Below are 21,800 nucleotides of genomic sequence, written 5' to 3' on the forward strand. Positions count from 1 at the left end.
GGGCATCGGGTGGACGTCCATCGTCAGACCGAGATCGCCCGGTCGGTCGCCTTGACCGGAGCCGGGAGGATCGTCGAGCCCTCGAGGTACTCGTCGACCTGCGCGGCGGCGGCCCGGCCCTCGGCGATCGCCCACACGATGAGCGACTGCCCACGACCGGCGTCGCCCGCGACGAAGACGCCCGGCTCGTTGGTCGTGTAGTCGGCCTGGCGGGCGACGGCACCGGAGACCGTCACGGGCAGTCCGAGCTGCGGCGCCAGCGTGTCGGTCTCGGGACCGGTGAAGCCCATGGCGACGAGGACGAGGTCCGCCGGGATCTCGCGCTCACTGCCGGCCTTCGGGACCCGGCGGCCGTCGAGGTACTCGGTCTCGGCGACGCGCAGCGCCCGGACCTCGCCGGCCTCGTTCGCGAGGAACTCGACGGTGGACGCGAGGTAGTGGCGTTCGCCGCCCTCTTCATGCGCGCTCGTGACCTCGAACACGGTCGGGAACATCGGCCACGGCTGCTCGGACGGACGCTCCAGCGGCGGCTGCTTGCCGATCGCGAGGTTCGTCACGCTGAGCGCACCCTGCCGGTGGGCGGTCCCGATGCAGTCCGCACCGGTGTCGCCGCCGCCGATGACGACGACGTGCTTGCCCTCGGCCGTGACCTGGTTGTCGACGGTCGTGCCGGCGTTCGCCTTGTTCTGCTGCACGAGGTAGTCCATCGCGAAGTGCACGCCGGCAAGGTCGCGCCCCGGGATCGGCAGGTCGCGCGGGACCGTGGCGCCGGTGGCGACGACGACCGCGTCGTACCGGGACTTCAGGTCGTCCCAGGTGATGTCGCGCCCGATCTCGACGCCCGCACGGAAGCGGGTGCCCTCGGCCTGCATCTGGGCGAGCCGCGCGTCGATCTGACGCTTCTCCATCTTGAAGTCCGGGATGCCGTAGCGGAGCAGACCACCGATGCGGTCGTCGCGCTCGTACACCGCGACGGTGTGGCCGGCGCGGGTCAGCTGCTGTGCGGCGGCGAGCCCGGCGGGACCGGACCCGACGACCGCGACGGTCTTGCCGGTCAGGCGCTCCGGCGGGTGGGGCGTGACCCAGCCGTTCTGGAACGCCTCGTCGATGATCGAGACCTCGACCTGCTTGATCGTCACCGGCGGCTGGTTGATGCCGAGCACGCAGGACGCCTCGCACGGTGCCGGGCAGAGCCGACCCGTGAACTCCGGGAAGTTGTTCGTCGCGTGGAGTCGCTCGATCGCCTGCCGGCCCTCGCCGCGCCAGGTGAGGTCGTTCCACTCGGGGATGAGGTTGCCGAGCGGGCACCCCTGGTGGCAGAACGGGACGCCGCAGTCCATGCAGCGTCCGGCCTGTCGCTTGAGCGCGCCGGACTCCTGCTGCTCGTAGACCTCTTTCCAGTCCATGAGCCGCACGGGTACGGGTCGTCGGGCCGGGAGCTCGCGCTCCTGGACCTTCAGGAATCCCTTGGGGTCAGCCACCGGTCACCTCCAGAATGCGGTTCCAGACGACGTCGCCGTCCGGGTCGAGGCCCTCGTCGACGGCCTGCTGTCGGGTCTCGAGCACGGCCGCGTAGTCCCGCGGCAGCACCTTGACGAAGTCGCTCAGGTCACCGGACTCGAGCAGTTCGCTCGCGAGGGTCGACCCGGTCTCGGCAGCGTGCCGCGCGAGCAGGTCGTTCACGATCTCGACGTCGGCGCTGTCGAGCGGCTCGAGCCGGAGTTCACCGGACGCGAGCGAGTCGGTGTTCACGTGCTCTTCCCGCAGGCCGCGGACGTACGCGGTCCCGCCGGACATGCCGGCACCGAGGTTCCGACCCGTCTCGCCGAGGATCAGGGCGAGCCCACCGGTCATGTACTCGAGCGCGTGGTCCCCCACGCCCTCGACGACGGCGGTCGCACCGGAGTTGCGCACCAGGAAGCGTTCGCCCACGATGCCGCGGATGAACATGCTGCCCTGGGTCGCGCCGTAGCCGATGACGTTGCCGGCGATGACGTTCTGCGCGGGGTCGAAGCCACTGCCCGCGTCGGGACGCACGACGATCTCGCCGCCGGACAGCCCCTTGCCGACGTAGTCGTTGCTGTCCCCGACCAGGCGGAGCGTGATGCCCGCCGGCAGGAACGCGCCGAGCGACTGCCCGGCGGAACCGCGCAACGTCACGTCGATCGACCCCGACGGCAGGCCGTTCTCGCCGTGGCGGAGCGTGACCTCGTGGCCGAGCATCGTGCCGACAGCGCGCTCCGTGTTCCGGATCGGCAGGTCGAGCGCGATCGTCCCGCCGTGCTCGAGGACGTCGGCCGTCTGCTGGATGAGCTGCACGTCGAAGTGCTGCTCCAGCTCGTGGTCCTGGTCGCGCTGGTGCCGGCGGGGCTCGTCGGCGTCGAACCGCGGTCCCTTGAGCACGGGCTCGAGGTCGAGGCCGGACGCCTTCCAGTGCTCGACCGCGCGGTCGACGTCGAGGGCGTCGGCGTGGCCGATCGCCTCTTCGAGGGACCGGAAGCCGAGCTCGGCGAGGAGCTCGCGGACCTCTTGCGCGATGAACTCGAAGAAGTTCACGACGAACTCCGGCTTGCCGCTGAATCGCTTGCGGAGCTCGGGGTTCTGGGTCGCGACGCCGACCGGGCACGTGTCGAGGTGGCACACCCGCATGAGGATGCAGCCCTCGACCACGAGCGGCGCGGTCGCGAAGCCGTACTCCTCGGCGCCGAGCAGCGCGGCCACGACGACGTCACGGCCGGTCTTCATCTGCCCGTCGACCTGGACGACGACGCGGTCGCGCATGCCGTTGAGCATGAGCGTCTGCTGCGTCTCGGCGAGGCCGATCTCCCACGGGGTGCCCGCGTGCTTGAGCGAGTTCAGCGGCGACGCACCGGTCCCGCCGTCGTGCCCGGAGACCAGGACGACGTCGGCGAGGGCCTTCGTCACACCGGCGGCCACGGCCCCGATGCCCGACTGGCTCACGAGCTTCACGTGGACGCGTGCGGACGGGTTCGCCCGCTTGACGTCGAAGATCAGCTGCTTGAGGTCCTCGATCGAGTAGATGTCGTGGTGCGGCGGCGGCGAGATCAGGCCGACACCCGCGGTCGCGTGCCGGGTGCGGGCCACCCACGGGTACACCTTGGTCGGGGGGAGCTGCCCGCCCTCGCCCGGCTTCGCACCCTGCGCCATCTTCAGCTGGATGTCGGTCGCGTGCGTCAGGTACATGCTCGTGACGCCGAACCGCCCGGACGCGACCTGCTTGATCGCGCTCCGACGCTCGGGGTCGAGCAGGCGGTCGACGTCCTCGCCGCCCTCGCCCGTGTTCGACCGGCCGCCGAGACGGTTCATCGCGATCGCGAGCGTCTCGTGGGCTTCCTTCGAGATGGACCCGTAGGACATCGCACCGGTGTTGAACCGCTTGACGATCGACTCGATCGGCTCGACCTCGTCGAGCGGGACCGGCTTGCGGGCACCCTGCGCGAACCGGAAGAGGCCGCGGAGCGTCATCAGCTGCTCGGACTGGTCGTCGACCGCCTGCGAGTACTCGCGGAAGATGTCGTAGCGACGGGAGCGCGTCGCGTGCTGCAGCCGGAACACGGTGTCCGGGTTGAAGAGGTGCGGCGGACCTTCGCGACGCCACTGGTACTCGCCGCCGGTCTGCAGGCGCTCGTGCGAGAGGACCGCGCCGTCCTGCGGGTACGCCTGGGCGTGCCGCTCGGCGTTCTCCTTCGCGATGACCTCGATGCCGACGCCACCGAGGATCGACGAGGTCCCGGTGAAGTACCGGTCGACGAACTCCTGGCTGAGCCCGACGGCCTCGAACGCCTGCGCGCCGGCGTAGCTCGACACCGTCGAGATGCCCATCTTCGACATGATCTTCAGCACGCCCTTGCCGAGCGCCTTGATCACGTTCTTGACGGCCTGCTCCGGCGTGATGCCGCTGATCATGCCCTGGCGGACGAGGATCTCGCAGGTCTCCATCGCCAGGTACGGGTTGATCGCCGAGGCGCCGTAGCCGATGAGGGTCGCGACGTGGTGGACCTCGCGCACGTCACCGGCCTCGACGATGAGTCCGACCTTCATGCGCTGCTCGGTGCGGATCAGGTGGTGGTGCACGGCGGCGAGCAGCAGCAGGCTGGGCACCGGTGCCTGTTCGGCGTTGCCGTCGCGGTCGGACAGCACGATGAACTGCTTGCCGGCCTCGATCGCCGCGTCGACCTCGTCGCAGACCGCGGCGATGCGCTTCTGCATGGCCTTCTTGCCGGCGTCGACGCGGTACAGGCCCTTGATCGTCACGGTCAGGTGGCGACCGGACTCGGTCTCGAAGTGCTGGATCTTGGCGAGCTCGTCGTTGTCGATCACGGGGAAGTCGAGCGTGATCTGCTTCGCGTGCTCGGGGCCGGCGCTCAGGAGGTTGCGCTCCGGCCCGAGTCCCATGCCCATCGAGGTGATGACCTGCTCGCGGATCGAGTCGAGCGGCGGGTTCGTCACCTGGGCGAACTGCTGGGTGAAGTAGTCGAAGAGCAACCGGGGACGCTGGGACAGCACCGCGATCGGCGTGTCCGAGCCCATCGCACCGAGCGGCTCCGCTCCGGTCTGCGCCATCGGACGCAGCAGGATGCGGACCTCTTCCTCGGTGTAGCCGAAGGCGCGTTGCCGACGGGTCACCGAAGCGGGCGTGTGCACGATGTGCTCGCGGTCCGGCAGGTCACCGAGGTTGATCCGGCCGCCGTCGAGCCACTCGCCCCACGGGCCGGACGTGGCCAGCTCGCGCTTGACCTCGTCGTCCTCGATGATGCGACCGGCCTCGGTGTCGACGAGGAACATCCGGCCGGGACGGAGCCGGCCCTTGCGCACGACCTTGTCGGCCGGCACGTCGATGACGCCCGTCTCGGAGCCCATGACGATCAGGCCGTCGTCGGTCACCAGGAAGCGACCGGGGCGCAGGCCGTTGCGGTCGAGGGTGGCGCCGACGAGCGTGCCGTCGGTGAACGTGATGGCTGCCGGGCCGTCCCACGGCTCCATGAGCATCGAGTGGTACTCGTAGAACGCCCGGAGCTCGGGGTCCATCCCGACCTGGTTCTCCCACGCTTCGGGGACCATCATCGACACCGCGTGCGGCAGCGACCGGCCGGTGAGCGTCAGGAGCTCGAGCACCTCGTCGAAGGACGCCGAGTCGCTGGCGCCCGGGCTGACGATCGGCAGCAGGGGCGCCATGTCGCCGAGCAGTTCGCTCTGCAGCTGCGACTGCCGGGCCCGCATCCAGTTGCGGTTGCCACGGACGGTGTTGATCTCACCGTTGTGCGCGAGCGTGCGGAACGGCTGCGCGAGCGGCCACGAGGGGAACGTGTTCGTGGAGTAGCGGGAGTGCACGATCGCGAGCTTCGACGCGAAGCGCTCGTCGCTGAGGTCCGGGTAGAACGGCTCGAGCTGGAGCGTCGTGACCATGCCCTTGTAGACCATGGTCCGGCTCGACAGCGACATGAAGTAGACCTCGGTGTCGTGCTCGGCACGCTTCCGGAGGCGGAAGGCCTGGCGGTCGAGCGCGACGCCGCTCCACGACGCGCCGTGCACGTCGTGCCGGATCGAGGCGACGAACAGCTGCTCGAACGCGGGCATCGCCGCTCGGGCCAGGGTGCCGAGGACCTCGGGTCGGACGGGGACCTCGCGCCAGCCGAGGACGCGCAGGCCCTCTTCACGCGCCAGTCGCTCGACGGCGCCCTTCACCGCGTGCCGGTCGTCCTCGTCGACGGGCAGGTACGCGGTACCGACCGCGTACTCCCCCGCTGCTGGAAGATCGAAGGACACCTCGGCGCGGAAGAACTCGTCGGGCACCTGGCAGAGGATGCCCGCACCGTCGCCGGTCCCGGCGTCCGAACCGACCGCGCCCCGGTGTTCGAGGTTGCGCAGCGCACCGAGGGCGGCGTCGACGATGTCGTGCCCGGCCGTGCCGCGGAGCGTCGCGACCATCGCCAGGCCGCACGCGTCCTTCTCGTTCGCCGGGTCGTACATGCCGGTGGCGTCCGGGATCGCGGAGAACCGACGGTGCGGCGGCACGAGTGCCGCCGGGGACTGGGGTGGCTGGAGCGCCATGGGGAACCGTCCTCACGAGGGAGTGGAACAGGGACAGCGGTGGCCCGGTGGTGCGTTCCGCGACACGTGGGCGGAACTGGTGCCCGTGCCCGCCGTCAGTGAGTTGCCCTGGCGGCGTGCGAGGTGTCGGACCCGCTTGTGGTGGGTCCGGGAGGTACTGCTGACACTCGTGACCGATCGGGATCGGTCACGCAGGAGGGGTGCTTCCTACGCGCGGCCAGCGGTGCTGCTGGTGACCGGATCGGAGTCGGTGACGGCCGCCGGAGCGTCGTCGTCGGACTCTGACCAGGTGTCGTCCGAGTCTACCCCGGACTTCGAGCGGGGCTCGCGACCGGGCAGGTACGGACTCGGCTCCTTGCCGAGGTGCCGCTTGGACTGGACGAGGAAGATGATGATGCCCAGCAGGATCGCCGCGAAGGACATCCACACGTTCGTCCGGATGCCGAAGAACGTCTCGCTCGTGTCGACGCGGATGGACTCGAGGACCGAGCGACCGATGCCGTACCAGATCAGGTAGAGCGACAGGACCTTGCCCCACTGCAGGCGGAACTTCTTGTCGAGCAGCAGGATCACGACGACGCCGACGACGTTCCAGATGATCTCGTAGAGGAACGTCGGGTGGAAGAGCGTGCCCTCGGGCAGGCCCTTCGGGAACGCCGCGTTCGACGACTCGATCTGCAGGCCCCACGGCAGGCTGGTCGGCATTCCGAAGAGCTCGTGGTTGAAGTAGTTGCCGAGGCGACCGAACGCCTGGGCGAGCAGCACGCCCGGCACGACGGCGTCGATGAACGCGGTGAACCGCAGGCCGACCTGGCGGCAGCCGATGTAGGCGCCGACCGAACCGAGGATGAGCGCGCCGAAGATGGCGAGGCCGCCCTCCCAGATGTAGAGGAAGGACAGCGGGTCGCGCCCGGGACCGAAGTAGTCGCTGACGTGGGTGAACACGTGGAACAGGCGACCGCCGATGATCCCGGCGGGGACGGCCCAGATCGCGATGTCGATGATGATCCAGCGCTCGACGCCGCGCGCGTTGAGCCGGCGGTTCGCGAGGATGACCGCGGCGACGATCCCGAGCAGGATGCAGATCGCGTAGGCGTGGATGCGGAAGTCGAGCGGCAGCGACCAACCGAACGCGTCGCGCAGCCAGGCGGTCAGGTCGAAGTACTGCCACGCGGTGCTCGGGCTCGGGATGCTCAGGAGGGGCATGGAGGTGCTGTCGCCTTTCGGTGCTGGCTGGGCGCGGTGCCGACGTGCCGTCGGCCCCGCTCACTGTAGCGCGGGAGGTGCGTGCGGCAGGAACCGAGGGGCCGGTCCTGTGGAAACTGTGACCGACGCCAGGCGCGGTGCGGGGCGGACGCGTCGCTCACCCGCACCGCGGTGCAGGTGGGCCGACGGGGTCGCCGGCACCGCGCCTCCTGGACGTCAGCGGCGCTGCGCGCCCGAGGTGAGGTCGGCTGCCCGGTCGGCCACGCCCTGCACGCCGAGGTCCGCGAGGGCCCGGACGAAGGCGGAGCCGATGATGGCGCCGTCGGCGTACTCGAGGACCTCGCCGACCTGCTCCGCCGTCGAGATGCCGAGACCGACGCACGTGCGCTCGACCCCGGCGTCGCGGAGCCGCGACACGACGGTGCGGGCTGCGACGTCGACGCCCTCGCGCGCGCCGGTGACGCCCATCGTGGAGACGGCGTAGACGAACCCGCGGCTGGACCGGACCGCCTGCTGCATGCGCGTGTCCGACGAGGACGGGGCCGCGAGGAACACCCGGTCCAGGCCGGTGCGCTCCGACTCGCGGATCCACTCGGCGCCCTCGTCGGGGATGAGGTCCGGCGTGATGAGCCCGGCGGCACCCGCGGCGACGAGGTCGTCGGCGAACCGCTCGACGCCGTACCGGAGCACCGGGTTCCAGTAGGTCATCACGAGCACGGGCACGTTCGCCCGCTCGGTGATCTGGTGCACGGCGTCGAAGACCTGCGCGACGCGGAAGCCGTTCGCCAGGCTCTCCTCTGCCGCCCGCTGGATGACCGGGCCGTCCATCACCGGGTCGGAGTACGGCAGGCCGAGCTCGATGACGTCGACGCCGTTCTCGGCCAGGGCCACGGCGGCGTCGACGCTCGTCTGCACGTCGGGGTAGCCGGCGGGCAGGTAGCCGACGACGGCCCCCGCGCGCTCGGCGTTGGCGGTGTCGATCGTCGTCGCGACCGTCTGGTTCGCGGTCACAGCTGCACCGCGTTCTCGTCGAGGATGCCGAAGTAGCGACTGGCGGACGCGACGTCCTTGTCGCCGCGGCCGGACAGGTTGACGAGGATGACGCCCTCTGGGCCGAGCTCCTTGCCGAGCTTGATCGCCCCGGCGAGGGCGTGCGACGACTCGATCGCCGGCAGGATGCCCTCGGTGCGGCTCAGCAGGCGGAAGGCCTCCATCGCCTCGTCGTCGGTGATCGGCTCGTACTTCGCACGCCCGATCGAGGCGAGGTAGGCGTGCTCCGGCCCGACGCTCGGGTAGTCGAGCCCGGCGGAGATGCTGTGGCTCTCGATCGTCTGGCCGTCCTCGTCCTGCATGAGGTAGGACTTCGTGCCCTGGAGGACGCCCTCGCGACCGAGCGTGATGCTCGCGGCGTGCCGACCGGTCTCGACGCCGTCGCCACCGGCCTCGAAGCCGTGCAGCGCGACGGACTCGTCGTCGAGGAAGGCCTCGAAGATGCCCATGGCGTTCGAGCCGCCGCCGACGCACGCGGCGACCGCGTCGGGCAGGCGTCCGACCCGGTCGAGGACCTGCTGGCGGGCCTCTTCGCCGATGACCTTGTGGAACTCGCGCACCATCTCGGGGAACGGGTGCGGGCCGGCGACGGTGCCGAGCAGGTAGTGCGTGGAGTCGACGTTGGCGACCCAGTCGCGCAGGGCGTCGTTGATGGCGTCCTTCAGCGTGCGGGAGCCGGTCTCGACCGGGATCACCTCGGCACCGAGCAGGCGCATCCGGGCGACGTTCAACGCCTGACGCTCGGTGTCGACGGCGCCCATGTAGACGACGCAGTCCATGCCGAACAGCGCCGCCGCGGTGGCCGTCGCCACGCCGTGCTGGCCGGCGCCGGTCTCGGCGATGAGGCGCGTCTTGCCGAGGCGCTTGGCCACGAGGGCCTGACCGAGCACGTTGTTGATCTTGTGCGAGCCGGTGTGGTTGAGGTCCTCGCGCTTGAGGATGATCCGGGCACCGCCGGCGTGCTTGGCGAACCGGGGCACCTCGGTGATGATCGAGGGTCGCCCGGTGTAGTCGCGCTGGAGCGTGTCGAGCTCGTCGCGGAAGGCCGGGTCCGCCCAGGCCTCGCGGAACGCCGCTTCGAGTTCGTCGAGCGCGAGGACGAGCGACTCGGGGACGAACCGCCCGCCGAAGTCGCCGAAGTACGGTCCGTGCAGGTCGCGGAGTGAGGTCACGATGGGTCTCCCGGGACGCGCCCGGCGAACCGGGCTGGGATGGATGCTGTCGTCGGTCAGTCGCGGTCGGCGGCCGCGATGAACGACGCGAGTGTGGCAGCGGGGTCGTCGCCCGTCACGAGCGCCTCTCCCACCAGGACGACGTCGGCGCCGGCGGCACGGTAGTGCGCGACGTCGGCCGGACCGGCGACCGCGGACTCGGCGACGCGCACGACCCCGTCGGGGATGCGGTCGGCGAGCGATCCGAACAGGTCGCGGTCGAGCGAGAAGTCGGTCAGGTCGCGGGCGTTCACCCCGAGGATCCGGGCGCCGGCGTCGAGGCCGCGCGAGACCTCGTCCGCCGAGTGCGCCTCGACCAGGACGCGCATGCCGAGTTCTTCCGCCAGGGTGTGGAGCTCGACCAGCTGCTGCTGCTCGAGCGCCGCCACGATGAGCAGGACGACGTCGGCACCGGACGCCCGGGCCTCGATCACCTGGTACGGGTCGGCGATGAAGTCCTTGCGGAGGACGGGGACGCCCACCCGCGCCTTGACCGCTTCGAGGTCGGCGAGGCTGCCGAGGAACTTGCGCCCCTCGGTCAGGACGCTGATCGTCGAGGCACCGCCGCGCTCGTAGTCGGCGGCGAGGGACGCGGGGTCCTCGATCGGGGCCATGGACCCGCGGGACGGGCTGGCACGCTTGACCTCGGCGAGGATCTTCACCCGGTCGCCGGGGGCCAGGAACGTGAGGGCGTCGAGCGGGGACGCGACGCGGTCCAGGTCGCGTTCGACGTCCGCGTACGGACGGTCGACGCGACGGGCCGCGGCGTCCTCGAGCGCGCCCGCGACGAGGGTCTCGAGCACGTTCGGCATGCCGGACCTACTCGGAGTGGTGCTTGGGGACGAACTTCGGGCCGTCGACGCCGTAGCCCGCCTTCTTCATGACGCCACCGACGATGAGGCCGATGAGCACCACGCCGGCGGAGGCCCAGACGCCCCACGGCTGGTCGAACCAGAAGAACAGCGTGCCGGCCGCGAATCCGATCAGCATGATCACGACGGCGGTCCAGGCTGCCGGCGAGTGGCCTTCGCCGAGTTCTGCGGGCTCAGTGTTGCTCACGGTGCTCCTCGTTCTGCTTCGACGCCGTCGTTCGACCGGCGTCCGTTCGATCCTACCGTGTCGTCCGGGGCCGCTCCGGCAGCGTCCGCGCTCGCGTCGTCGGGGCCCGCGGCTGTGCTGTCGGGGCCCGCGGCTGCGCTGTCGGGGCCTGCGACCGCGTCCGAGGTCGGGTCGACACCGGCGCTCAGGTCGTCCCAGTCCACGACGGCGTCACGCTCGACCGGCGCCACCGCACGGGCATCCGCCGCCGCACCCGCGGTGGCCGCACCGTACTTCCGGCTCGGCCCCGGCCAGGACCGCTGCACGACGAGCACGACGACCCCGAGCGCCATCGCGAGCACGCCGCCGACGATGCCGACGACCGGCCACGCCGACACGTCCACGCTCGACACGGCCCGGCGGACGGCGGACAGGTCCGCGACGCCCGCGACCTCGCCCACGGCACCCTTCGCTGCGGCGACCGGGTCGGCCAGGGCGGTGATGCCGGACACCACCACGCCGACGCCGAGCAGGATCTCGACGGCGGCGAGCACGATCCGGACGACCCGACCGGCGATGGTCATCGCCAGGAAGAGCGCGAGGCTCGCGATCGCCAGGGCGGTGTACTGCGGGACCGCGGCCGCACCGTCGGCGTCCACCTTCGCGGCGACGGCAGCGCCCGCGTGGAGGTGGACCGTGAACCAGGTCTGCGTCCACGAGAGCATGATGATGCCCGCGACGGCAAGGCCGGCGACGACGACGAGCGGCCGGGAACGGCGGGCCGTCACGAGTGCACCCCGCGCATCCGGTTCGCGGTCGCGATGGCACGCAGCGGTGCCGCGGCCTTGTTCACGGCCTCGATGTGCTCGGTCTCGGGGTCGGAGTCGGCCACGAGCCCGGCCCCGGCCTGCACGCGTGCCACACCGTCCTTGATGAGGGCGCTGCGGATCGCGATCGCGAGGTCGGCGTCGCCGGCGAAGTCGAAGTAGCCGACCACGCCCGCGTAGGCACCGCGCTTCGCGGGTTCGAGCTCGTCGATGATCTCGAGCGCCCGCGGCTTCGGCGCCCCGGAGAGGGTGCCGGCCGGGAAGGTCGCCCGGAACACGTCGATCGCCGAGGCCCCGGGCCGCACGGCGCCCTCGACGCTCGACACCAGGTGCATGATGTGGCTGAACCGCTCGACCGTCATGAACTCGGTCACGGCGACCGTGCCCGGCTCGCAGACCTTCTGCAGGTCGTTGCGCGCCAGGTCGACGAGCATGAGGTGCTCGGCGCGCTCCTTCGGGTCCTCGAGCAGGTCCTCGCCGAGACGGACGTCCGCCTCGGGTGTGGCGCCGCGCGGACGCGACCCGGCGATCGGGTGGGTGATCGCCCGGCCGTCCTGCACCTTGACCAGGGCCTCGGGCGAGGCGCCGACGATCCAGAAGCGCTCGTCCGCGGTGTCCGCCAACGACAGGAAGTACATGTACGGGCTCGGGTTGAGCGTCCGCAGCACGCGGTAGACGTCGAGGGGATCCGCGGTGACCTCGTGGTCGAAGCGCTGCGAGATGACGACCTGGAAGACGTCCCCGTCGCGGATGAAGCCCTTCGACCGCTCGACGGCCGCCATGTAGTCCGCGGGGGTGGACCGGTGGGTCGGCGTCGGCTCGGCGATGTCGAACGCCTCGGCGACGGTGGCGGCGGAGGGCTGCACGAGGTCGGCCTGCATCCGGTCGAGTCGCGCCTGGGCGTCCGCCCACAGCGCCTCGGCGTCGTCGACACCGTCGTTCAGCACGCTGGCGACGAGGAGGACGAGCCCGGTGCGGTGGTCGAGCGCGGCGAGCTCGGACACGAACGCGAGGGCCTGCCCCGGCACGTCGAAGTCGGCCGGCGGCACGTTGGGCAGGTGCTCGAGCTGACGGACGGCCTCCCAGCCGATGAACCCGACGGTGCCACCGACGAGCGGCGGGGTGCCGGGGATCCGCGGGGTCGCCCAGCGCTCGTGCAGCCGCGCCAGGACCTCGAGCGGCTCGCCGTCGAGCGAGTCGACGGCGCGGGACGCCGGGATGCCGGTGTCGATCCACGCGGCGCGGTCGCCGTCCTGGGTGAGCACGCCGAAGCTGCGCACCCCGACGAAGGACCAGCGCGACCAGAGGCCGCCCTGCCCGGCGGACTCGAGCAGGAAGGTACCGGGCCGGCCGTCGGCGAGCTTCCGGTAGACACCGACCGGCGTCTCGCTGTCGGCGTAGAGCGCGCGCACGACGGGGACGACGCGGTGGGCGTCGAGCAGGGCGTCGAACTCCGGACGGGAGGTCGTGTGCGGCGTGTCGGAGCGCGTCGCGGTGCTCATCGGGTCTCCTCCACGGCCCCACCAGCGAGAGCAGACGGCGCACCAGCGAGGTCGGACGGCGCACCAGCGAGATCGGACGCGGCGCCGTCGGGCGCGGACGCCGTCACGGGCTCGAGGGGGTCGACGTCGAAGCAGCGGTGCGCGCCGGTGTGGCACGCGGCACCGACCTGTTCGACGGTCACGAGGAGCGTGTCCGCGTCGCAGTCGAACGCCGCCCCGCGCACGTACTGCGCGTGCCCCGAGGTGTCGCCCTTGCGCCAGTACTCGTTCCGGGACCGCGACCAGAAGGTCACCCGTCCCTCGGTCAGGGTGCGGCGCAGGGCTTCTCGGTCCATGTAGCCGAGCATGAGGACGTCCTTCGACGACTCCTCTTGCACGATGGCGGGGAGCAGCCCGTCCGCACCGAACCGCGCGCGGTCGAGGACCGCGTCCGTGCTGGTGCTGGTGCTGTCGGTCATGAGACTCCTAGCCTACGGCGGCGGATCAGCGGACGGCGTGCCCGGTCGCGCGCAGCGCGGCCTTCACGTCACCGATGGTCATCTCGCCACGGTGGAAGACGCTGGCGGCGAGGACGGCATCCGCGCCCGCCTCGATCGCGGGGGCGAAGTGCTCGAGCCGACCCGCGCCTCCCGAAGCGATGACCGGGACCGACGCGACCGCGCGCACCGCTGCCACGAGCTCGACGTCGAACCCGTTCTTCGTGCCGTCCGCGTCGATCGAGTTGACGAGGAGCTCCCCCGCGCCGCGCTCGACGGCCTCGCGCGCCCACGCGAGCGCGTCGAGGTCAGACTCGGTCCGTCCGCCGTGGGTCGTCACGACGAAGCCCGACGGCATCCGGTCGGACCGCTTGATGTCCAGGGAGAGCACGACGGCCTGCGCGCCGAACCGGTCCGCGATCTCGCCGACGAGGTCCGGACGCGCGATCGCGGCGCTGTTCACGCCGATCTTGTCCGCACCGCACTGCTGCAGTCGCGACACGTCGTCGACGCTCCGGACGCCGCCACCGACGGTGAGCGGGATGAACACCTGCTCGGCCGTGCGCGTCACCGTGTCGTACATCGTCGCGCGGTTCTCGACCGTGGCACCCACGTCGAGGAAGGTCAGCTCGTCCGCGCCCTGCTCGTAGTAGCGCGCGGCGAGCTCGACCGGGTCACCGGCGTCCTGCAGGTCCAGGAAGTTGACGCCCTTGACGACCCGGCCGCCCTTGACGTCCAGGCAGGGGATGACCCGGACGGAGACCCCGGTCACAGTCGTGCGGCGTGGATCGGGCTGACGAGGATGGCGCGCGCGCCGAGGTCGTACAGCGCGTCCATGATGAGGTTCGCGTCGTCGCGCGGGATCATCACGCGGACGGCCGACCAGTCGCGACCGTGCAGCGGCGAGACCGTCGGCGACTCGATGCCCGACGCGACGGCGGTCGCTTGCTCGAGGAGCCCGGTGGGGATGTCGTAGTCGAGCATCACGTAGCCGCGCGCGACGAGCACGCCCTGCAGTCGGCGCCGCAGGACGTCGATGCCGGGGATCGTCTCGTCGGTGGAGATGAGGAGCGCGGTCGACTCGAGGATGACCGGTCCGAAGATCTCGAGCCCGGCCGCCCGGAGCGTGCTGCCCGTCGAGACCACGTCGGCCACGGCGTCGGCGACACCGAGGCGCACGGCGCTCTCGACCGCGCCGTCGAGCTTCACGAGCGTCGCGGTGACGCCGTGCTTCGCGAGGAACTCCCCCACGAGCCCGGGGTAGCTCGTCGCCACCCGCACACCGTCGAGGTCCTGCAGCGTGCTGAACCGGCCGGGCGTCCCGGCGAACCGGAACGTCGAGTCGGCGAACCCGAGCGCGTCGACCTCGTGCGCAGCGGAGCCGGAGTCGAGCAGCAGGTCGCGGCCGGTGATGCCGACGTCGAGCGCGCCGGAACCGACGTACGTGGCGATGTCGCGGGGGCGGAGGAAGAAGAACTCGACGCCGTTGCGTTCGTCGAGCAGGTGGAGGGCCTTCGGGTCGCGGCGGCCGGCGTACCCGGCCTCGCGCAGCATGTCGGACGCGGTCTCGGACAGGGAGCCCTTGTTGGGCACGGCGATGCGGAGCATCAGGGGGTCTGCTTTCTGGTGGAGGGTCGGCGGCTGATCAGCGGATCAGAGATGTCGCCAGACGTCCGCCGGGGTGAGCCCCTTCGCCACCATGAGCACCTGCAGGTGGTACACGAGCTGCGAGATCTCCTCGGAGGTGCGCTCGTCGCCCTCGTACTCGGCCGCCATCCAGACCTCGGCCGCTTCTTCCACGATCTTCTTGCCGATCTGGTGCACGCCGGCGTCCAGTTCGGCGACGGTGCCGGAGCCCTCGGGGCGCGTGCGCGCCTTCTCGGTGAGCTCCTGGAACAGGTCGTCGAACGTCTTCACGCGCACCAGGCTACCGTCCCCCGCCGACACGGCCGACGTACCGTCCGGACGGGAGGCGCGGCTCGTGTCCGTCACGCCCGTCACCTCGGGCGCCGGTCCGGTCACGAGCGTGCTGCCGCGGCCGCCTCGCGCAGGTCCGCGATGCGCGCGGCCGGCTCGCCGCCGTAGACCGCGGAGCCCGCCACGAGGGTGTCGGCACCGCTGCGGACCGCCTCGGGCACCGTGTCGACCGCGATCCCGCCGTCGACCTCGAGCCAGACGTCGAGCCCCGAGGCGTCGACCGCCGCACGGGCGTCGGCGAGCTTCGGCATCACCGAGTGCATGAACGCCTGGCCGCCGAACCCGGGCTCGACCGTCATGAGCAGGATCATGTCGTAGGCGTCGAGGTGGTGGAGCACCTGGGTGATCGGGGTGCCGGGCTTCACCGCGACGGCTGCCCGGGCGCCGTTCGAGCGGATCGCCGCGGCGGTCGCCACCGGGTCGTCGGCGGCCTCGAAGTGGAAGGTCACGCTCGACGCACCGGTCTCGGCGTACTTCGGCGCCTCGGTGTCGGCGTTCGTGATCATGAGGTGGACGTCGAGCGGCACCGGGGAGACCTCCTGCAGGCGCTGCACGATCGGCAGGCCCAGCGTGAGGTTCGGCACGAAGTGGTTGTCCATCACGTCGACGTGCACCAGGTCGGCGGTCTCGATGCGGTGGAGCTCGCGTTCAAGGTTCGCGAAGTCGGCGGACAGGATGCTCGGCGAGATGCGGATCGTCACCCGTCGAGCCTACCGGGGCGCGTCCGTCTGCCCGCTCCGTACTCGCTTCAGTTCGCGCCGACGGCGCGGGAGCCGAGGTCGGAGCGGAGCATCGTCTCCAGCGCGGCGTCCACCAGCCGCTCCCCCTCGGCGCGGTCGATCCGACGCGAGACCACGAGCGCGGCGATCCCCTGCATGGTGGCGGCGAACAGGAGCTTGAACAGGTGCCGGGCGTCGCCGTCGCCGCCGCCCGCCAGCGCGCTCCCCATGGCGCCGTCGAGCACGGCGAACAGCGACGAGGCGGCGGCCTGCACCGACTCGGCCCGGGTGGTCGTCTTCGCCTGGAACATCAGGTCCATCAGCGCGGCGTCGTCGATCGCGAAGTCGACGTACGCGAGGGCGACCCGGCGGAAGCGGTCGTCCAGGTCACCGGCCCCGGCCAGCGCTCGGCGCACCGCGGCGGCCAGCCGGTCGAAGCCGAGCTCGGCCACGGCGTCGAGGAGCGCCTGGCGATCGACGAAGTGGCTCCGTGGCGCTCCGTGGCTCACACCGGCACGGCGCGCGAGGTCACGCAGGGACAGCCCGTCGACACCGTCCTCACGCAGGACCGTCACGGCCTCGTCGAGCAGGACGGCGCGGAGGTTCCCGTGGTGGAAGGGACGATCCGGCATGGCTCCACCCTACCCCCGCGACTAGGCATTGCCTATTTTCTAGTCAGTGCCTAGATTGTGACCATGACATCGCAACAGCACCTGCTCGTCTTCGGCGCGACGGGCCAGACCGGCCAGCACTTCACGCAGTTCGCCCTCGACGCCGGACACCGGGTGCGCGCCGTCGCCCGCACGCCGGCCAAGCTCACGATCCAGCACGACGACCTCGAGGTCGTACCGGGCTCCGTCCCCGACGACCTCGACCTCGACGCACTGCTGGACGGTGTGACCGCCGTCGTCGTGATGCTCGGGGACGTCGACGCGCAGCGTGACCGTCTGGTCAACACGCCCTTCGTCCGGGCGCTCGTGCCGGCGATGCGTCGGAGCGGTGCCACCCGCCTGCTCTACCAGGCGGGCGGGTTGAGCGCGCCTCCCGGCCGGCGGCTTGCACCGGTGCTGCGGCTCGTGCGGGCGACGCTCGCCCGCGCGTACCGCGGGCAGCACGCCGACAACGAGGCGGTGATGCGCTACCTCGACGCCGAGGCGCGGGACATCGCCTGGACGGTGCACCGGGCCGGCATCGGCTCGGACGGCCCCGCGAAGGGCGAGCTCCGCCGCTCGGCGCGGTGGATCAGCATCGCGACCTTCCGCGACTGCGCCGCGTACAACCTGCGGGCGCTGTTCGACGAGGACGCCGTGCACACCTGTGACGGGAGCGCGTACCGCCGGTCTCGCTGAGCAGAAGGCAGCCTCCGGAGCGGACGAGCCTGGACGGCGCGGGTACCGTGGGGTCGCTGGCACGAGTTGAGGCCCGCTCACCACCTCAGGAACGGAAACAGAATGCGGCTTCCCGCCCGCGCGGCAACCTTCGGCGTTGCGCTGCTCGTCACCTCCGTCGCGATCGCGGCCACCAGTCCGGCGACGGCCGCCTCACCTCCGACGCAGGGCGGAGCCGTGCTCCAGATCCTCTCGCCGTGGTACCAGGACAGAGGGACACCGCAGTTCGCCGACGGGGAGGACGTCGACCTCCGGACCGCCGACACCAGTCGTGGGATCGATGCCAGAGCGACGCTGTCGAGTACCAGCAGCGCGACGTTCACGCTCACGCCGCCCACGGGCAAGCCCCTCACGACCGGCGTCTACCGCCTCGTCGGACAGCAGTCGATCGACACGATCCCGACGCTCCAGATCAACGGCGCGGACGTGTTCGGGGAGTTCGACATCATCGATCTCGCGTCGGACCCGGCAGATGGTCGGATCACTCGGTTCGACGCGGTCGCGCCGGGGATCGGCGAGTTCCGCTTCGGCGAGGTCGCACCAGGGTCGGTGGTCCTCGGTGCGCGCAACCTGGTGTTCCAGAAGGCGTACGTGGGGGCACGGAGGACGAGTCAGGTCGAGACGGTACACAACACCGGCAGCGCACCCGTCACACTCGGCAAGCCCACGGTGACCGGCCCGGAAGCCACGTCCTTCGCCGCGAGCGGCAGCACCTGCGGGACGACGCTCGCGTCGGGAGCCACGTGCACCTTCTCCGTCGACTTCAAGCCGAAGGCCTCCGGACCCGCGTCGGCTTCGCTCCACGTGCCGATCGGGGGCACGAGCCAACGAGTCGCTCTGACAGGTTCGGCCTTCTCGGGGAAGACTGCGATCACGTCGTCGGGCAAGGACAGCGTGGACAAGGGCAAGACCACGATCGAGACCTCCACCTCCAGTGCGATGTCCGTTCGGGAGAGCGCGCAGGCATGGTTCTTCAGCGCGCAGGACCTGGGCGGCAAGGGAGAGATCATCGGTGTCCGACTGCAGAGTCCCGGCCTCAAGTCCTTCCCGCGAGGCACACGAGCCACCACGACCGGTGGACCGTATAAGATCGTCACGACGGTGCGTGGCCTCGGATGTGACACCACCGGCACCATGACGGTCAAGCAGTTCCTCCTCGACCCCGTCACGGGACTGCCCGACACCGTCGACATGTCGTTCACGCAGTACTGCTTCGACAAGCTCGCGCAGCGGGGGTCGTTGCAGTGGCAGGCTCGTCCCGACGTCGCAGCTCCGGGCGCGCCGACCGCTGTACGGGTGTCGGCCACCTCGACGTCCGTGCAGTGGAAGCCCTCCCCGTCCAGCGACGCGGTGAGGACGGTCGCCCGACTCGTCCAGGGCGACGGCACCGGCGCGACGCCGCAGAGCGGTGTCCCGCTCGACGTCACCGGCACGTCCGCCACGCTGCCGACTGTGCCGACCGGGCAGCAGTACACGGTGGCAGTCTTCGCCGTGGACGCAGCTGGAAACGTCAGCTCGGCAGGCACAGCCGGGTTCGGCACGACTCCCGTGACCGTCATGACCCCCAGTAGCCCGACGATCACCGGGATCGAACCCGGACCGGGGTCGGTCACCGTGTCCTTCACGCCTCCCGCGAGCGACGGTGGCTTGCCGATCACCGGCTACGAAGTCTCCACCGGGTCGTTCACCGCCACGGGCTCGGAGAGTCCCATCACCCTGACCGGTCTGCCGCGGAACAACTACCAAGTACGGGTGAACGCGGTCAACGCAGCTGGGAAAGGCCTCGCCTCGGCGAGTTCCGCGTCCTTCTGGCCCGAGGGGTGACTGCTTCGAACAGGTTTCATGCCTGAGCGAAGCGGTCAGGCGACGCGCCGGAACAGCGCGATGAACATCGCGTCCGTCCCGATCCGGTGCGGCCAGAGCTGCACCGTGTCCCCGTCGGCCACCCGAGGGTCCCGCGCAGCCACGGACCGCACGACGGACGCGGTGTCGAGCTGCTCGAGCTCGCCACCGTGCCGCGCCATCAGGGCGTCGACCTGGCCGCGGGTCTCCGCCAGGTGCGGCGAGCACGTCACGTACGCCAGGGTCCCGCCCGGTGCGAGCACCCGCACGGCGGCGTCGAGCAGTTCGGCCTGCAGCCCGGCGAGCTCGGGGACGTCCTCGGGCTGCTTGCGCCACCGGGCCTCCGGACGACGCCGGAGCGCTCCGAGCCCGGTGCACGGCGCGTCGAGCAGGATCCGGTCGAACGTCACCCCGGCGCCGTCGCGACCGAAGCGCCGACCGTCGCCCTCGACCACGGTCACGCCGTCGCCGGCGCCCGCGAGGGCCTTCCGCACGAGTCCGGCACGCGCCGGCACGAGTTCGTTCGCCACGAGGGTCGCCCCGCCCTGTGCGGCCTCGGCCGCGAGGAGCGCCGCCTTGCCACCGGGCCCGGCGCAGAGGTCGAGCCACCGCTCCCCCGGCCGGATCGCCGACGACCGGCTGAGCGCCAGTGCCGCGAGCTGGGAGCCCTCGTCCTGCACGCGGAGCCGTCCGGCGGTGACGCCCGGCACGCGGGCCGGGTCGCCGGAGATCCCGCGGATGCCGACGGGCGAGACCGGCAGGTCCGCCTCGGGGTCCGTGAGCGGTTCGGGAGGCGCGACCTGCGTCTCGTCGTCGGCGTCCGTCTCGTGTTCGGTCGCGGTCGCAACGTGGGCCCGGGCAGCGGCGACGTCCTCGTCGGTGGCCAGCCCGGGCAGCGCGGCGAGCTGCACCCGGGGCGCGGCGTTGTCGGCCGCCAGGAGCGCGGCGAGCTCGTCCCGCGAGCGTTCGGCAGCGAGGGCGTCCCGCAGCGCGGACACCACCCACGTGGGGTGCGACCACCGGGTGGCGAGCAGTGCGTCCCCACCGCGGCCCTCGGTGATGAGCGCGTCCCACTCGTCGTCGGTCCGTGCGGCGACCTTGCGCAGCACGGCGTTGACGAAGCCGGTGGCGCGGCGGGCACCGACCTCGCGGGCGAGCTCGACAGTGGCGTCCACGGCGGCGTGCGTCGGGGTGCGCATCCCGAGCAGCTGGTGGGCGCCGAGCCGGAGGACGTCGAGCACGTCGGACTCGACGTTGTCGATGCGACGACCGGAGGCGAGGGCGATGATCGCGTCGTACCGGCCGAGCATCCGGATCGACCCGTAGGTCAGCTCGGTGGCGAACCCGGCGTCGCGCGCGGAGAGCCCGGCGCGGCGGATCCGGGTCGGGAGCAGGAGGTTGGCGTAGGCGTCGTCGACCTGCACCGCCCGCAGCACGTCGAAGGCGACACGGCGGGCGCTCGTCTGCCGCGGTCCGTGGTGCCGGCGCTGCCCGGTGCTCGCGGCGCTCACGCCAGGACCTTCCCGTCGAGGGAGCCGAGGCCCCGGGCCCAGGCGGCGGCGTCCATCGCCTTCTTGCCGGCGGGTTGCACCTCGGTGAGCACGAGCGGGTCGTCGGCGGTCCCGACGAGCAGCCGACCGCCCTGGACGCTGAGCGCACCGGGGGCGAGCGACGGGGCGGGGTCCGCCGCGCCTCCTGGCAGTCGGTTGCTGCGGAGCAGCTTGACGCGGGTCTCGCCGAGGTGGGCGTACGCGCCGGGCTCGGGCGTGACGCCGCGCAGGCGTGCGTGCACGACGGTGGCCGGTGCGGCGAAGTCGATGCGACCGTCGTCGATGGTCAGCTTCGGGGCGAGGGTGGGCTCGCCGGTCTGCTCCACGGCGACCGCGGTGCCCGCGGCGATGTCGTCGACGACGCGGACGACGGTCTCGGCGCCGGTCTCGGCCATCGCGGCGAGGACCTCGCCGGAGGTCGCCTCGGGGTCGATGTCGAACGGGTCGCTCGCGTACACCGGACCGGCGTCGAGCGCCTCGACGAGCTGGAACACCGTCGCGGCGGTGCGGGTGTCGCCGGCCATCACCGCGCGCTGGACGGGGGCGGCGCCGCGGTACTGCGGCAGGTCCGAGAAGTGCAGGTTCACCCAGCCGAGCCGCGGGGCGTCGAGCGCCGGGCGTCGGAGCAGGGCGCCGTACGCGACGATGACGCCGAGGTCGACCCCGAGGTCGGCGATGCGGGCGGTGACCTCGTCGTCGACCCGGGACGCCTCGATCACCGGGAGGCCGAGCTCCTGTGCGACCTGGGCGACGGGGGTCGGGGTGAGGACGCGCTTCCGGCCCTGCGGGGTCGCCGGACGGGTGAGCACCGCGGCGATCTCGTGCTCGGACGCCGCGAGGCGGCGGAGGGTGGGGACGGCCGCAGCGGGGCTGCCGGCGACGACGAGACGCATGGGTTCGATCCTCCCATGTTCCCCACGTGCTCCGCGTCCGACGGCAGCT

18 protein-coding genes and 1 pseudogene are annotated in these 21,800 nt (G+C 71.6%); 2 read left to right on the forward strand and 17 right to left on the reverse strand.

The genetic code is table 11. The annotated features are described in order from the left end of the window. Nucleotides 1-23 precede the first annotated feature (23 nt). The 15 genes and pseudogenes from JSX79_RS01815 to JSX79_RS01885 all read right to left on the reverse strand — a co-directional run bounded on the left by JSX79_RS01815 (nucleotide 24) and on the right by JSX79_RS01885 (nucleotide 16,710). Nucleotides 24-1,481, reverse strand: coding sequence for a glutamate synthase subunit beta (locus JSX79_RS01815; protein WP_229084977.1), 1,458 nt, complete (start codon nucleotides 1,479-1,481; stop codon nucleotides 24-26). Continuing rightward, nucleotides 1,474-5,991, reverse strand: coding sequence for a glutamate synthase large subunit (gene gltB, locus JSX79_RS01820; protein WP_071296364.1), 4,518 nt, complete (start codon nucleotides 5,989-5,991; stop codon nucleotides 1,474-1,476). Before gltB ends, JSX79_RS01815 begins: the two co-directional genes overlap by 8 nt. Before the next feature lie 288 nt (nucleotides 5,992-6,279). After that, a complete protein-coding gene (gene lgt / locus JSX79_RS01825) occupies nucleotides 6,280-7,278 on the reverse strand; it encodes a prolipoprotein diacylglyceryl transferase (protein ID WP_083294946.1) in 999 nt (332 codons plus the stop codon). 216 nt (nucleotides 7,279-7,494) lie between these two features. Next, complete coding sequence (gene trpA, locus JSX79_RS01830; protein WP_229084979.1) at nucleotides 7,495-8,289, reverse strand: tryptophan synthase subunit alpha; 795 nt, start codon at nucleotides 8,287-8,289, stop codon at nucleotides 7,495-7,497. Continuing rightward, complete coding sequence (gene trpB / locus JSX79_RS01835) at nucleotides 8,286-9,500, reverse strand: tryptophan synthase subunit beta (protein WP_070416234.1); 1,215 nt, start codon at nucleotides 9,498-9,500, stop codon at nucleotides 8,286-8,288. The genes trpA and trpB overlap by 4 nt, the downstream gene beginning before the upstream one ends. A 56-nt stretch (nucleotides 9,501-9,556) precedes the next feature. Further along, on the reverse strand, nucleotides 9,557-10,342 hold the full coding sequence (gene trpC / locus JSX79_RS01840) for an indole-3-glycerol phosphate synthase TrpC (RefSeq protein ID WP_229085047.1): 786 nt from the start codon (nucleotides 10,340-10,342) through the stop codon (nucleotides 9,557-9,559). 16 nt (nucleotides 10,343-10,358) lie between these two features. Continuing rightward, entirely contained in the window at nucleotides 10,359-10,598 is a 240-nt protein-coding gene (locus JSX79_RS01845) for an HGxxPAAW family protein (protein ID WP_070416235.1), read from the reverse strand. Further along, nucleotides 10,595-11,365, reverse strand: a complete 771-nt coding sequence (locus JSX79_RS01850; RefSeq protein WP_229084981.1) for a Trp biosynthesis-associated membrane protein — start codon at nucleotides 11,363-11,365, stop codon at nucleotides 10,595-10,597. Before JSX79_RS01850 ends, JSX79_RS01845 begins: the two co-directional genes overlap by 4 nt. Beyond that, entirely contained in the window at nucleotides 11,362-12,906 is a 1,545-nt protein-coding gene (locus JSX79_RS01855) for an anthranilate synthase component I (protein WP_229084983.1), read from the reverse strand. The genes JSX79_RS01850 and JSX79_RS01855 overlap by 4 nt, the downstream gene beginning before the upstream one ends. 89 nt (nucleotides 12,907-12,995) lie before the next feature. Then, nucleotides 12,996-13,364 (reverse strand): annotated as a pseudogene (gene hisI / locus JSX79_RS01860) (phosphoribosyl-AMP cyclohydrolase); the annotation flags it as partial. 25 nt (nucleotides 13,365-13,389) lie between these two features. Beyond that, a complete protein-coding gene (hisF, locus tag JSX79_RS01865; RefSeq protein ID WP_229084985.1) occupies nucleotides 13,390-14,154 on the reverse strand; it encodes an imidazole glycerol phosphate synthase subunit HisF in 765 nt (254 codons plus the stop codon). Then, the gene (gene hisG, locus JSX79_RS01870; protein WP_022906699.1) at nucleotides 14,151-14,990 is read right to left on the reverse strand and encodes an ATP phosphoribosyltransferase; all 840 of its coding nucleotides are present in this window, start codon (nucleotides 14,988-14,990) and stop codon (nucleotides 14,151-14,153) included. Before hisG ends, hisF begins: the two co-directional genes overlap by 4 nt. A gap of 45 nt (nucleotides 14,991-15,035) precedes the next feature. Next, the gene (locus JSX79_RS01875; RefSeq protein ID WP_031259753.1) at nucleotides 15,036-15,299 is read right to left on the reverse strand and encodes a phosphoribosyl-ATP diphosphatase; all 264 of its coding nucleotides are present in this window, start codon (nucleotides 15,297-15,299) and stop codon (nucleotides 15,036-15,038) included. Nucleotides 15,300-15,400: 101 nt separating this feature from the next. After that, entirely contained in the window at nucleotides 15,401-16,060 is a 660-nt protein-coding gene (rpe, locus tag JSX79_RS01880; protein WP_070416239.1) for a ribulose-phosphate 3-epimerase, read from the reverse strand. Nucleotides 16,061-16,107: 47 nt separating this feature from the next. Next, nucleotides 16,108-16,710: a TetR/AcrR family transcriptional regulator gene (locus tag JSX79_RS01885; protein ID WP_229084987.1), complete on the reverse strand. Its 603-nt coding sequence runs from the start codon at nucleotides 16,708-16,710 to the stop codon at nucleotides 16,108-16,110. Nucleotides 16,711-16,773: 63 nt separating this feature from the next. Here JSX79_RS01885 and JSX79_RS01890 point away from each other — a divergent pair, with 63 nt between their 5' ends. Next, nucleotides 16,774-17,427, forward strand: coding sequence for an NAD(P)-dependent oxidoreductase (locus JSX79_RS01890; RefSeq protein WP_229084989.1), 654 nt, complete (start codon nucleotides 16,774-16,776; stop codon nucleotides 17,425-17,427). 216 nt (nucleotides 17,428-17,643) lie between these two features. Next, a complete protein-coding gene (locus JSX79_RS01895; RefSeq protein ID WP_229084992.1) occupies nucleotides 17,644-19,290 on the forward strand; it encodes a fibronectin type III domain-containing protein in 1,647 nt (548 codons plus the stop codon). Nucleotides 19,291-19,325: 35 nt separating this feature from the next. Here JSX79_RS01895 and JSX79_RS01900 read toward each other — a convergent pair whose 3' ends face one another. Next, nucleotides 19,326-20,819, reverse strand: coding sequence for an RsmB/NOP family class I SAM-dependent RNA methyltransferase (locus JSX79_RS01900; RefSeq protein ID WP_229084994.1), 1,494 nt, complete (start codon nucleotides 20,817-20,819; stop codon nucleotides 19,326-19,328). After that, nucleotides 20,816-21,751, reverse strand: coding sequence for a methionyl-tRNA formyltransferase (gene fmt, locus JSX79_RS01905; protein ID WP_229084995.1), 936 nt, complete (start codon nucleotides 21,749-21,751; stop codon nucleotides 20,816-20,818). Before fmt ends, JSX79_RS01900 begins: the two co-directional genes overlap by 4 nt. Nucleotides 21,752-21,800 lie beyond the last annotated feature (49 nt).

Origin of the sequence: Curtobacterium sp. GD1, from assembly GCF_020882855.1 — a bacterium.
Taxonomy (GTDB): domain Bacteria; phylum Actinomycetota; class Actinomycetes; order Actinomycetales; family Microbacteriaceae; genus Curtobacterium.

Coding starts and splice junctions, on each gene's coding strand:
- gltB (WP_071296364.1), bottom strand. CDS start 5,991: ATGTACGACCCGGCGAACGAGAAGGACGCGTGCGGCCTGGCGATGGTC.
- lgt (WP_083294946.1), bottom strand. CDS start 7,278: ATGCCCCTCCTGAGCATCCCGAGCCCGAGCACCGCGTGGCAGTACTTC.
- JSX79_RS01855 (WP_229084983.1), bottom strand. CDS start 12,906: ATGAGCACCGCGACGCGCTCCGACACGCCGCACACGACCTCCCGTCCG.
- hisG (WP_022906699.1), bottom strand. CDS start 14,990: ATGCTCCGCATCGCCGTGCCCAACAAGGGCTCCCTGTCCGAGACCGCG.
- JSX79_RS01885 (WP_229084987.1), bottom strand. CDS start 16,710: ATGCCGGATCGTCCCTTCCACCACGGGAACCTCCGCGCCGTCCTGCTC.
- JSX79_RS01890 (WP_229084989.1), top strand. CDS start 16,774: ATGACATCGCAACAGCACCTGCTCGTCTTCGGCGCGACGGGCCAGACC.
- fmt (WP_229084995.1), bottom strand. CDS start 21,751: ATGCGTCTCGTCGTCGCCGGCAGCCCCGCTGCGGCCGTCCCCACCCTC.